Origin of the sequence: Pseudomonas frigoris (genome assembly GCF_047758635.1) — a bacterium.
Taxonomy (GTDB): domain Bacteria; phylum Pseudomonadota; class Gammaproteobacteria; order Pseudomonadales; family Pseudomonadaceae; genus Aquipseudomonas; species Aquipseudomonas frigoris.
In genome coordinates this window covers 4,849,538-4,861,395 of sequence record NZ_CP180479.1, presented here as the reverse complement: position 1 = coordinate 4,861,395, position 11,858 = coordinate 4,849,538, and the positions used below count along the sequence as shown (strand labels likewise).

9 protein-coding genes are annotated in these 11,858 nt (G+C 59.9%); 3 read left to right on the top strand and 6 right to left on the bottom strand.

The features are described from left to right. Nucleotides 1-122: 122 nt before the first annotated feature. A complete protein-coding gene (dacB, locus tag ACMXYH_RS22335; RefSeq protein WP_008146279.1) occupies nt 123-1,583 on the bottom strand; it encodes a D-alanyl-D-alanine carboxypeptidase/D-alanyl-D-alanine endopeptidase in 1,461 nt (486 codons plus the stop codon). Nucleotides 1,584-1,816: 233 nt separating this feature from the next. On the opposite strand from dacB, the gene ACMXYH_RS22330 reads away from it, so the two are divergent. Continuing rightward, nucleotides 1,817-2,161 (top strand): YggL family protein, encoded by a 345-nt coding sequence (locus ACMXYH_RS22330; protein ID WP_007896965.1) that lies wholly within the window; start codon nt 1,817-1,819, stop codon nt 2,159-2,161. A 157-nt stretch (nt 2,162-2,318) separates the two neighbouring features. Here the strand turns inward: ACMXYH_RS22330 and ACMXYH_RS22325 are convergent, their stop codons facing one another. After that, nucleotides 2,319-3,509, bottom strand: a complete 1,191-nt coding sequence (locus tag ACMXYH_RS22325) for a benzoate/H(+) symporter BenE family transporter (protein WP_415764960.1) — start codon at nt 3,507-3,509, stop codon at nt 2,319-2,321. A gap of 344 nt (nt 3,510-3,853) precedes the next feature. Here ACMXYH_RS22325 and ACMXYH_RS22320 point away from each other — a divergent pair, with 344 nt between their 5' ends. Beyond that, nucleotides 3,854-4,618, top strand: coding sequence for a GntR family transcriptional regulator (locus tag ACMXYH_RS22320; protein WP_129442830.1), 765 nt, complete (start codon nt 3,854-3,856; stop codon nt 4,616-4,618). Between the two features lie 191 nt (nt 4,619-4,809). On the opposite strand, the gene guaD is transcribed toward ACMXYH_RS22320, so the two are convergent. The 4 genes from guaD to xdhA form a co-directional block, all read right to left on the bottom strand. Then, nucleotides 4,810-6,114: a guanine deaminase gene (guaD, locus tag ACMXYH_RS22315; protein ID WP_129442833.1), complete on the bottom strand. Its 1,305-nt coding sequence runs from the start codon at nt 6,112-6,114 to the stop codon at nt 4,810-4,812. An 8-nt stretch (nt 6,115-6,122) separates the two neighbouring features. Beyond that, entirely contained in the window at nt 6,123-6,968 is an 846-nt protein-coding gene (gene xdhC, locus ACMXYH_RS22310) for a xanthine dehydrogenase accessory protein XdhC (RefSeq protein WP_129442835.1), read from the bottom strand. Nucleotides 6,969-7,084: 116 nt separating this feature from the next. Further along, the gene (gene xdhB, locus ACMXYH_RS22305) at nt 7,085-9,484 is read right to left on the bottom strand and encodes a xanthine dehydrogenase molybdopterin binding subunit (RefSeq protein WP_129442837.1); all 2,400 of its coding nucleotides are present in this window, start codon (nt 9,482-9,484) and stop codon (nt 7,085-7,087) included. Further along, complete coding sequence (gene xdhA / locus ACMXYH_RS22300) at nt 9,477-10,931, bottom strand: xanthine dehydrogenase small subunit (protein ID WP_415764959.1); 1,455 nt, start codon at nt 10,929-10,931, stop codon at nt 9,477-9,479. The genes xdhB and xdhA overlap by 8 nt, the downstream gene beginning before the upstream one ends. Nucleotides 10,932-11,197: 266 nt before the next feature. Between xdhA and ACMXYH_RS22295 the strand changes: the two genes are divergently transcribed. After that, on the top strand, nt 11,198-11,857 hold the full coding sequence (locus ACMXYH_RS22295) for a GntR family transcriptional regulator (protein ID WP_415764958.1): 660 nt from the start codon (nt 11,198-11,200) through the stop codon (nt 11,855-11,857). Nucleotide 11,858: the final 1 nt, after the last annotated feature.

Sequence of the window (11,858 nt, the reverse complement as noted above, 5' to 3'; positions counted from 1 at the left end):
ACCCTGTGGGAGCGAGCTTGCTCGCGATAGCGGTGTGACAGTCGACATCAATGTTGAATGTCAGGGCCTCATCGCGAGCAAGCTCGCTCCCACATTGGATCTTGGGTGTCTGGTAGATCCGGTTAGAGCACCGAAGCCGTTTCCGGCAGTTTCGGCTGGCGATACAGGTCCAGCAGCACCTGATCCAGCACCGACGACGCGCCAAACGGTGCCTTGTCGTTGAGGATGGCCACTACCGCCCAGGTATTGCCGTTGATGTCACGGCTGAAACCGGCAATTGCCCGCACCGTATTCAGGGTGCCGGTCTTGATGTGCGCTTCACCGCGCATCGCCGTGGTCTTCAGGCGTTTGCGCATGGTGCCGTCGGTGCCGGCAATCGGCATCGAGCTGATGAACTCGGCTGAATACGGGCTTTTCCAGGCCGCTTGCAGCATGCCGGCCATTTCACGCGCACTCACCCGTTCCGCACGGGACAGGCCGGAACCGTTCTCCATCACCAGGTGCGGCGCGGTGATGCCTTTCTTCGCCAGCCACTGACGCACCACACGCTGTGCAGCCTTGGCATCGTCACCGTCGGCCTCAGTGCGGAACTGCGCACCCAGGCTCAGGAACAGCTGCTGGGCCATGGTGTTGTTACTGTATTTGTTGATGTCGCGGATGATTTCCGCCAGGTCCGGCGAGAAGGCTCGAGCCAGGACCTTGGCATCTTTAGGTGTTGGCGCCAGACGGTCCACGCCCTGAATGCTGCCGCCCAGTTCTTTCCAGATCGCTCGCACGGCGCCTGCGGTGTAGGTCGCGTGGTCGAGCAGCGACAGGTAAGTCTGGGAGCTGCAACCCTCGCCCAACTGGCCGCCGACCGTCACGGTCACGCTGCCATCGGCCTGGGTCACCGGGTTGTAACGCACGCCACCGGTGCATTGCTTGGAGTTGACGGCTTTGACCTGGTTTTCGATGCGAATGGTGGCAATCGGCGGTTCCACCGACACCAGCACCCGGCCGTTGTCGTTACGCGCCACAAAGCGCAAGGCCTTGAGGTTGACCATCAGCGCGTCAGGTTTGACCAGGAACGGCTTGTTATCGTCATTGCCGTCGTCGTTGAACTGCGGCAATTGCGGTTGTACGAAGAAATTGCGGTCCAGCACCAGGTCGCCGGTGATTTGAGTCACACCGTTGGCGCGCAGGTCACGCATCAGCAACCAGAGCTTTTCCATGTTCAGCTTCGGATCGCCGCCACCCTTGAGGTAGAGGTTACCGTTGAGGATGCCGCCGCTGAGGGTGCCGTCGGTGTAGAACTCGGTTTTCCACTGGTGGTTCGGGCCGAGCATTTCCAGCGCCGCGTATGTGGTGACCAGTTTCATGGTCGAGGCCGGATTGACCGAGACGTCAGCGTTGAAAATCGTCGGGGTGCCAGGGCCGTTGAGCGGGATCATCACCAGCGACAGGGCGTTGTCCTGCATCTTGCTGGCCTTGAGGGCTTTTTCAACGTTTGGCGACAGCGCGGTGTTGATCGGGGCGGCGGAAACAGAGAAGGCCAGAGGGAGCAGAAAACCGGCCAGTAACAATGGACGCAAAGATTTGATCATGTGAAATAAAACCCTACAGCCGAGGGGAAAAAGACGAGGGCATGAAGATAAATTCCCTCAGTGGTCATGAAAGTGTCGGCATTATGCCCCAAGGTGTAGCGGCTTGTGCCGTACCCTGGTCCTCTAATTCGCTATTTTTTTACCGACGGTAGGGCCTGCAACCCAGAGAGACGGGCAATCGGCGCCTTAAACTGCTAAAGTGCCGCCCGTTATTACTTATGAGGATTGTTCCAATGGCGACTAACCGTTCCCAGCGTCTGCGCAAAAAACTGTGCGTCGATGAATTTCAAGAGCTGGGTTTCGAACTGAACCTGGATTTCAAAGAAGATTTGGCTGATGAAGCCATTGATGCTTTCCTCGACGCGTTCCTGAAAGAAGCCATGGAAGCCAACGGTCTGGGCTATGTTGGCGGCGACGACTTCGGTCTGGTTTGCCTGCAGAAGCGTGGCTCGGTGTCCGAAGAGCAGCGTGCCGCTGTTGAAGCCTGGCTCAAAGGCCGCAGCGAACTGACTGAAGCAACCGTCAGCCCGCTGATCGACGTCTGGTACCCGGAAAAGCCGATCAATCCGGTAGCTTGATGTTGTAAAAAACGGCGACCCAAGGGTCGCCGTTTTTTTTGTGAAGATCAAAGGATCGCAGCCTCGTTTCACTCGACAGCTCCTACAGGATGAACGCAATCGATGCGGGAGCTGTGTAGGAGCTGTCGAGTGAAACGAGGCTGCGATCTTTTGCTTTTCAGGCTTTACGCCAGTTCAGAATCACCAGCGTCAACACCCCCGCCACAATCCCCCAGAACGCCGAACCGATGGAAAACAGTGTCAACCCCGACGCCGTGACCATAAAGGTAATCAGCGCCGCTTCACGCTCCTTCACTTCGCTCATGGCGATGCTCAAGCCGTTGATGATCGAGCCGAACAACGCCAGCGCCGCAATCGACAGCACCAACTCTTTCGGCAGCGCGGCAAACAGTGCCGCCAGTGTCGCGCCGAACACCCCGGCAATCCCGTAGAAGATCCCGCACCAGACGGCCGCCGTGTAGCGCTTGTTGCGATCCTCATGGGCATGCGGCCCGGTGCAAATCGCCGCGCTGATGGCGGCGAGGTTTATCCCGTGGGAACCGAACGGCGCCAGCAGCAACGAAGCGATGCCGGTGGTGGTGATCAGCGGCGAGGCCGGCACGGTGTAACCGTCGGCGCGCAGCACGGCGATGCCGGGCATGTTCTGCGAGGTCATCGCCACGACAAACAGCGGAATGCCGATGCTGATGGTCGCAGCCAGGGAGAAGTGCGGCGTGGTCCAGACCGGCGTCGCCACTTCCAGATGGAAACCGCTGAAGTCCAGCAGGCCCATGAACCCTGACAGCGCCGTGCCGATCAACAGCGCGGCCAGTACGGCATAACGCGGCGACAGGCGTTTGACCACCAGATAAGTGAAGAACATGCCCAATACCAGCGCGGTGCGATGCTGCGCGGCGACGAAGATTTCGCTGCCGATCTTGAACAGAATCCCCGCCAGCAGAGCGGCGGCCAATGACGCCGGAATCTTTTTCACCAGCCGCTCGAAGCTGCCGGTCAAACCACAAATCGTCACCAGAATCGCGCAGGTAATGTAGGCGCCGATGGCTTCGCCGTAGGTCACGCCGCCCAGACTGGTGATCAGCAACGCCGCGCCGGGTGTCGACCAGGCGATGGTGATCGGCGTGCGGTAACGCAAAGACAGGCCAATCGAACACACCGCCATGCCAATCGAGATCGCCCAGATCCACGACGATATCTGCCCGCTGGTCAGACCCGCCGCTTGCCCGGCCTGAAACATCAGGACCAGCGAGCTGGTGTAACCGGTCATCATCGCGATGAAGCCGGCGACGATCGCAGAAGGCGACGTATCGGCAAAAGGGCGGAGCTGCGTGTGCGTGACGTCGTTCATGACAGCGGTGTTCCTTGTTCTGATGAAGATGTCCGAAACGCCGCTGAACCCTGTGGGAGCGGGCTTGCTCGCGAAGGCGGTGTGTCAGTCAAAGCAGATGTCGACTGATACACCGCCTTCGCGAGCAAGCCCGCTCCCACAGGGCGGCGGATTCTGCGTTCAAGCCTAAACTCAAAAGTAACCAGTCGTTGCAATACAGCGGAAGTGACAAACAGCCGTACAGTCGTGTTGCCACCCTCCATTGTGTACAATCGCAGTGTTTTTTACGCGATACTTGCCAGCGACCCACTGTGCCGTATTACAGTCACGGTCAATTCGCCGCAGTTCTTCCGACTCGAGTGCCCATGAACGAACAGTTGCAACCCCTAAAGAAACAACCGCGAGCAGGCAAAGCCGGCCGCAGCGGTACCCAGGACGATATTGTCTATGCGCATATCTTCGAGGCCATCCTCGAACAGCGTCTGGCGCCCGGTACCAAGTTGAGCGAAGAAGCGCTGGGGGAAATTTTCGGGGTCAGTCGCACCATCATTCGCCGCGCGCTGTCGCGCCTGGCCCATGAAGGCGTCGTGCTGCTGCGGCCGAACCGTGGCGCTGTCGTCGCCAGCCCGAGTGTCGAAGAGGCTCGCCAGGTGTTCATGGCCCGGCGTCTGGTGGAGCGAGCGATCACTGAATTGGCGGTGCAGCACGCCACTGCCGAGCAGATTGCCGAGTTGCGCCAGATGGTCAACGACGAGCGCGACAGCTTCTCCCGTGGCGATCGCGGCGCCGGTATTCGTCTGTCGGGCGAGTTCCACTTGAAGTTGGCCGAAGCGGCGAAAAATGCGCCGCTGATCAGCTTCCAGCGCAGCCTGGTGTCCCAGACTTCGTTGATCATTGCCCAGTATGAAAGCGGCAATCGCTCCCACTGTTCCTACGACGAGCACACCCAGCTGATCGACGCCATCGAAGCGCGTAACGCTGAACTGGCGGTGGACCTGATGATGCATCACATGGATCACATCGACAGCAAACTCAACCTCGACGAGGAAAGCGCGTCGGATGATTTGCATGCGGTGTTCTCGCATTTGTTGCAGACCAAGAAGCCAGGGCGGCCAGCGGTCAAGCTCTGATTGTTGGTTGTTGGTTGTTGGTTGTTGAAAAGTTCGCAGCCTCGTTTCACTCGACAGCTCCTACAGGGGTGCGTTTTCCAATGTAGGAGCTGTCGAGTGAAACGAGGCTGCGATCTTTTGATCTTCTGACAGGCAACAAAAATCCCCCGGGGCTGTAGAGCTGCGGGGGATTTTTTTGTGCCCGGAAGAACCTAGCGCTGATGCACCTGATTCCCCGCCGCATACGTCTGCAACACCGTCCGGTCATCCCCCAGCGTCATCAATACAAACAACGTCTCGGCAATGTTATTGGCCTGCTTCAAGCGATAGCTGAGCAGCGGTGTGGCGTTGTAGTCCAGCACCAGGAAGTCCGCATCTGTGCCCGGTTGCAGGGTGCCGATCTTGTCTTCCAGACGCAGCGCGCGAGCGCCACCGAGGGTGGCCAGGTACAGCGATTTGAACGGGCTCAACCGTGCGCCTTGCATCTGCATGACCTTGTACGCTTCGTTCAAGGTTTGCAGCAGTGAGAAACTGGTGCCGCCACCAACGTCCGTACCGAGGCCGACATTCAACTTGTGCTTCTCGGCCATCGGCAGGTTGAACAAACCGCTGCCGAGGAAGAAGTTCGACGTCGGGCAGAAGGCGATCGCCGAGCCGGTTTCTGCCAGTCGCGCGCATTCGTCATCGCACAGGTGCACGCCGTGGGCGAATACCGAGCGCTCGCCGAGCAGCTTGTAATGGTCGTAGACGTCCAGGTAACCCTTGCGCTCCGGGAACAGCGCCTTGACCCACTCGACTTCCTTGAGGTTTTCGCTGATGTGGGTCTGCATGTACACGTCAGGAAATTCGCTGAGCAACTGACCCGCGAGAGTCAGCTGTTCCGGGGTGCTGGTCGGGGCAAAGCGCGGGGTGACCGCGTAGTGCAGGCGACCCTTGCCGTGCCAGCGCTCGATCAGCGCCTTGCTTTCGACGTAGCTGGATTCGGCGGTGTCGGTCAGGTAGTCCGGCGCGTTGCGGTCCATCATCACCTTGCCGGCGATCATCCGCAGGTCCAGCTGCTCGGCGGCTTCGAAGAACGAGTTCACCGATTGCGGATGCACGCTACCGAACACCAGCGCGGTGGTGGTGCCGTTGCGCAGCAGTTCCTTGATGAAAATGCCCGCGACTTCGTCCGCGTGAGCCTTGTCGGCAAACTGGCTTTCGCACGGAAAAGTGTAAGTGTTGAGCCAGTCCAGCAGCTGCTCGCCGTAGGCGCCGACCATGCCGGTTTGCGGCAAGTGAATGTGGGTGTCGATGAAGCCCGGAGTGATCAGCGCGTCCTGGTAATGGGTGATCTCGATGTCGGCCGGCAGTGTCGGCAGCAAGTCGCTGGCGTGACCAAGGGCGCTGATCTGGCCGTTATCGACCACCAGCAGGCCATCTTCGAAATACTCGTAAGAGGCTTCGATACCGACTTCGGCAGGGTCGGCGATGCTGTGCAGAATGGCGGCGCGGTAGGCTTTGCGAGTCAGAGGCATAAAATTTCTCAATTCGTGGCTTGGCTGCGGCGTGAGGCAGGCAGCAGTTTGGCGATCGATGATCCGGCGCTGGCGGTGTGCTGGCCGAAATTGGCGTTATAGGTGGCGATGATTTCGCCGGCGATGGAGATGGCGATTTCCACAGGCAACTTGCCTTTGACTTCGCCGATGCCCATCGGGCAGCGCATGCGTTGCAGCACGGCGCTGTCGAAACCACGGTCGCGCAAGCGGTGTTCGAACTTCACTCGTTTGGTCTTCGAACCGATCAGGCCGAAGTAGGCGAAGTCGTTGCGCTTGAGGATCGCGGCGGTGAGTTCGAGGTCGAGCTGGTGATTGTGGGTCATGACGATGCAGTAGCTGCCGGCGGGCAGGTCATCGATTTCGTCCACCGGTTCTTCGGCGACGATTTTGCGTACGCCATGGGGGATTTGTTCGGGGAATTCTGCTTCCCGCGAATCGATCCAGCGCACCCGGCAGGGCAGGCTGGCGAGCAGCGGCACCAGCGCCCGACCGACATGGCCGGCACCGAACACGGCAATCTGCGCCTGGACCTGGCCCATCGGTTCGAACAGCAACACCGTCACGCCGCCGCAGCACTGGCCCAGGCTGGCGCCGAGGCTGAAGCGCTCCAGGTGCGTGTCCTGCTTGCCGCTGGCAAGCATCTCGCGGCCGATTTGCATGGCCTTGTATTCCAGATGCCCGCCACCGATGGTGTCGAAGGTCTGGCTGGCGCTGATGACCATCTTCGAGCCGGCGTTACGCGGCGTCGAGCCGAGCTCTTCGATGATGGTGACCAACACGCAGGGTTCACCCTGGGATTGCAGGTCGGCGAGGGCGTCGATCCAGTTGTACATGTTTCACCTCGACATCTGTGTTGTCTGTTCGGCCGCCTTCGCGAGCAAGCCCGCTCCCACATTTTGAATGCATTTCAATGTGGGAGCGGGCTTGCTCGCGAAGGCCGCGCCTCGGTCTAAAGCGAAGCCAGCTCGGTTTCAGCTTCCACGGCTTTCGCCACCTTCAACTGGCGCATCTGCTCACAGCCCCACAACACCCGCTCCGGGGTCGCCGGTGCGTCGATTTTCGGTTGATGCTTGTAGTCGCCAAGGCTCGCCACGGCGTCCTTGATCGCACACCACGACGCGATGCCGAGCATGAACGGCGGCTCGCCCACGGCCTTGGAGTGGAACACCGTGTCTTCCGGATTTTTACGGTTTTCCACCAGCTTCACCCGCAGGTCCAGCGGCATGTCCGCCACCGCCGGGATCTTGTAGCTGGCCGGGCCGTTGGTCATCAGTTTGCCCTTGTTGTTCCACACCAGTTCTTCCATGGTCAGCCACCCCATGCCCTGGATGAAACCGCCCTCGACCTGGCCGATGTCGATCGCCGGGTTCAGTGAGTCGCCGACGTCGTGGAGGATGTCGGTGCGCAGCATTTTGTACTCGCCGGTGAGGGTGTCGATGATCACCTCGCAGCACGCTGCGCCGAAGGCGTAGTAATAGAACGGCCGGCCCCGTGCCTGGCTACGGTCGTAGAAGATTTTCGGGGTCTTGTAGAACCCGGTGCTCGACAGCGAAACCTGAGCGAAATACGCCTGCTGGATCAGCGATTCGAAGGTCAGGATATGATCGCGAACCCGCACGTGCCCGTTGTGGAATTCCACGTCTTCTTCGCTGACTTTGTACTGCCGCGCGGCAAATTCAACCAAGCGTTTCTTGATGATTTCCGCTGCGTTCTGTGCGGCTTTACCGTTCAGGTCGGCACCGCTGGAAGCGGCGGTCGGCGAGGTGTTCGGCACCTTGTCAGTGTTGGTCGCGGTGATCTGCACGCGGTCCATTTCCACCTGGAACACTTCGGCCACGACCTGCGCGACTTTGGTGTTCAGGCCCTGGCCCATTTCGGTGCCGCCATGGTTCAGGTGGATGCTGCCATCGGTGTAGATATGGATCAGCGCACCGGCCTGGTTGAGGAAGCTGGCAGTGAAGGAAATCCCGAATTTCACCGGGGTCAGCGCCAGGCCTTTTTTCAGGATCGGGCTGTTGGCGTTGTAGCGACGAATCGCTTCGCGGCGCTCGGCGTACTGGCTGCTTTCTTCGAGTTCGGCGGTCATTTCCTCGAGCATGTTGTGCTCGACGGTCTGGTAGTAATGGGTGACGTTGCGCTCGGTCTTGCCGTAGTAGTTGGCCTTGCGCACCGCCAGCGGATCGAGGGCCAGATGGCGGGCGATCGCGTCCATCACTTCTTCGATAGCGACCATGCCTTGCGGGCCACCGAAACCACGGTAAGCAGTGTTCGATGCGGTGTTGGTTTTGCAGCGGTGACCATTGATGGTCGCATCGCCGAGGTAGTACGAGTTGTCGGCGTGGAACATCGCACGGTCGACAATCGACGCCGAGAGGTCCGGCGAGCAGCCGCAGTTACCGGCCAGTTCCAGGGCGATGCCGTGCAGCCGACCGGTGCTGTCGAAGCCCACGTCGTATTCGACGTAGAACGGGTGACGCTTGCCGGTCATCAGCATGTCTTCGACGCGCGGCAGGCGCATTTTGGTCGGCTGGCCGGTGAGGTGCGCGATCACTGCGCACAGGCACGCCGGGCTCGCGGCCTGGGTTTCCTTGCCGCCGAAACCACCGCCCATGCGGCGCATGTCGACCACGATTTTGTTCATCGACACATCGAGCACTTCGGCGACGAGCTTCTGCACTTCGGTGGGGTTCTGCGTCGAGCAGTAGACGATCATCCCGCCATCTTCAGTCGGCATCACCGAAGAGATTTGGGTTTCTAGATAGAAGTGTTCCTGGCCGCCGATGTGCAACGTGCCCTGGATACGATGCTCGGCGGTTGCCAAGGCGCCGGCCGAATCGCCGCGTTGGTGAGTGTGGCTGTCGAGCACAAAGTGGCGTTTGCGAAGGGCTTCGACCACGTCCAGCACCGGCTCCAGATCTTCGTATTCGATGATCGCGGCCATGGCGGCTTTGCGTGCGGTTTCCAGATCTTTCGCAGCGACGGCGAGCACCGGTTGGCCGACGAATTGCACGTCGTCGATGGCCAGCAGCGGGTCACCCGGCAGCAATGGGCCGATGTCTTTCAGACCCGGCACGTCTTCGTGCGTAATGGCGATGCGTACGCCTTCGAAGGCGTAACAAGGTTTGGTGTCGATGCTGATGATTTTCGCGTGGGCGCGGTCCGACAGCCGGGCGTAAACGTGCAACTGGTTCGGAAATTCCAGCCGGTCATCGATGTACTGCGCTTCACCGGACACGTGCTTGGTGGCGCTGTCGTGCTTGACGCTGCGGCCGACACCGGTGGTCAGGTCCTTGGCGAACAGTTCAGCCAATTCGGCCTGGGTCTTCTCTACGGCGTGATGATTAGACATAAGCGGTCACCCGAGTCTCGATGTGCGGTGTTTGCAGTTCGATGAAGTATTTACGCAGCAGGTTTTGCGCGCTGAGCAGGCGGTATTCCTTGCTGGCGCGGAAGTCCGAGAGCGGCGTGAAATCTTCGGCCAGCGCAGCGCAGGCGCGTTCGACGGTGTCGTTGTTCCAGGTGGCGCCGAGCAATACGGCTTCGCAGCTTTTGGCGCGTTTTGGTGTAGCAGCCATGCCGCCGAAGGCAACGCGGGCGTCGGCGATCACGCCGTTGTCGATGCGCAGGTTGAACGCGGCGCAGACGGCGGAAATGTCATCGTCCAGACGTTTGGAAACCTTGTACGCGCGGAACAGTTGTTCGGCGCTGGCACGCGGCACGATGATCTTTTCGATGAACTCGCTTTCCTGACGCGCGGTAACCCGGTAATCGATGAAGTAGTCTTCCAGGGCCATGGTGCGGCGGGTTTCGCCTTTGCACAAAACGATCTGCGCACCCAACGCAATCAGCAGGGGAGGTGAGTCACCGATCGGCGAAGCGTTGCCGATGTTGCCGCCGAGGGTGCCCTGGTTGCGGATCTGCAGCGAAGCAAAGCGTTGCAGCAATTCGCCGAAGTCCGGGTACTCGGCTTTCAAGGCCTCGTAGCAATCGGAGAGGGCGGTTGCGGCGCCGATTTCCAGGCGATCGTCGAAGCGCTCGATGCGCTTCATCTCGGCGACGTTGCCGACGTAGATCATCACCGGCAGGGTGCGGTGGAACTGCGTGACTTCCAGCGCCAGATCCGTGCCGCCGGCCAACAGGCGAGCCTGTGGATAAGCGTCATAGAGGTCAGCCAGATCGGCGACGGTCAGCGGCACCAGGCAGCGCTTGTCGCCACTGTTGAGTTCGCCGATGTCGGTAGGGGCGATGGACTTCAGGCGAGCGATGGTGTCGGCTTCACGGGCGTCGAACTGGTCCGTTTGCTTGCCGCAGCAGGATTGTTCGGCGGCAGCCAGAATCGGCCGATAGCCGGTGCAGCGGCAGAGATTGCCGGCCAGCGCTTCGTGAGCTTTGTGAGCATCCGGTTGATCGCTGTTCTTTTGCAGCGCAAACAGCGACATCACGAAGCCCGGTGTGCAAAAACCGCATTGCGACCCGTGGCACTCAACCATGGCTTTCTGCACGCTGTGCAGCTCGCCTTGGTGCTTGAGGTCTTCGACACTGATCAGTTGTTTGCCATGCAGTGACGAAACGAACGTCAGGCACGAGTTGAGGCTGCGATAGCGAATGTGTTCGCGGCCATCGTCATCCGTTTGCAGCTCGCCGACCACCACGGTGCAGGCGCCGCAGTCACCGCTGGCGCAGCCTTCTTTGGTGCCGGGTTTGCCCACATGGTCGCGCAGATAATTGAGCACGGTCAGGTTTGGGTCCAGGGCGTGCTCGCTACGGAGTTCCTGGTTAAGTAAAAACTGGATCACGGAAGGCCTCGCAGACTCATTATTGTTGTTAACCGACTTGAACCGAATTTATCAGGTCTGACTTTGCGGTCAATGATTTTCTGACTTAAAGGTCAGGAAATGGCATTTTGTCGATCAACGACCCGTTCCTTCATTATTGACCCTCACGGGATAGCCTGCTTTTTGCTTGAATCGTGCCAAAAACCGCCGAGTGGGCACTCCGCCATGACCCTTCATGTGCGCTACACTGCGCCGCTTGTGCAAATCGAAGAGTTTGAAGGACAACCATGACGTTCAAGGCGCCGGACAGCCTCGCCGAGCAAATTGCTCACCACCTCGCCGAGCGCATCATTCGTGGCGAAATGAAGCCCGGGGAGCGCATCCAGGAACAGAAGGTCACGCTGGCCCTCAATGTCAGCCGCGGTTCGGTCCGTGAAGCCTTGCTGATCCTCGAGCGCCGCCACTTGATCGCGATCCTGCCGCGACGCGGCGCCCACGTGACCGAGCTCACGGTTCACAAGGTCCAGAGCCTGTGCACGCTGATGAGCGAGCTTTACATCCTGCTGGGCAATGCAGTGGCCAGCGGCTGGCAAGTCCAGGCCGACATGGCGCCGTTCGTGCAAATCCAGCAGCGTCTGACCGCCAGCTACGAGCGTCAGGACATTCGCACCTTTGTCGACGACAGCTTCAGTGTGATGCGCGCCGCGTATCCGTTCGCCCACAACCCGTACTTGCAGGAAACCGTCGAGAATCTGCAGCCGGCCATGAGCCGCGCGTATTTCCTCGCCCTGGAACAGCGCAAGGCCTCGATGAGCGAGTTCCTCGAACTGTTCGAACGCTTGCTCGCCGCCGTGCTGGCCCGTGATTTACCGCAGATCCGCATTGTGCTGACGGCGTATGCCCAGCGCAGCTGCGATCTGGTGGTTTCTGCCCTGACGGACGCTTAAG

Coding starts and splice junctions, on each gene's coding strand:
- ACMXYH_RS22330 (WP_007896965.1), top strand. CDS start 1,817: ATGGCGACTAACCGTTCCCAGCGTCTGCGCAAAAAACTGTGCGTCGAT.
- xdhC (WP_129442835.1), bottom strand. CDS start 6,968: ATGTACAACTGGATCGACGCCCTCGCCGACCTGCAATCCCAGGGTGAA.
- ACMXYH_RS22295 (WP_415764958.1), top strand. CDS start 11,198: ATGACGTTCAAGGCGCCGGACAGCCTCGCCGAGCAAATTGCTCACCAC.
- xdhB (WP_129442837.1), bottom strand. CDS start 9,484: ATGTCTAATCATCACGCCGTAGAGAAGACCCAGGCCGAATTGGCTGAA.
- ACMXYH_RS22325 (WP_415764960.1), bottom strand. CDS start 3,509: ATGAACGACGTCACGCACACGCAGCTCCGCCCTTTTGCCGATACGTCG.
- dacB (WP_008146279.1), bottom strand. CDS start 1,583: ATGATCAAATCTTTGCGTCCATTGTTACTGGCCGGTTTTCTGCTCCCT.
- ACMXYH_RS22320 (WP_129442830.1), top strand. CDS start 3,854: ATGAACGAACAGTTGCAACCCCTAAAGAAACAACCGCGAGCAGGCAAA.
- guaD (WP_129442833.1), bottom strand. CDS start 6,114: ATGCCTCTGACTCGCAAAGCCTACCGCGCCGCCATTCTGCACAGCATC.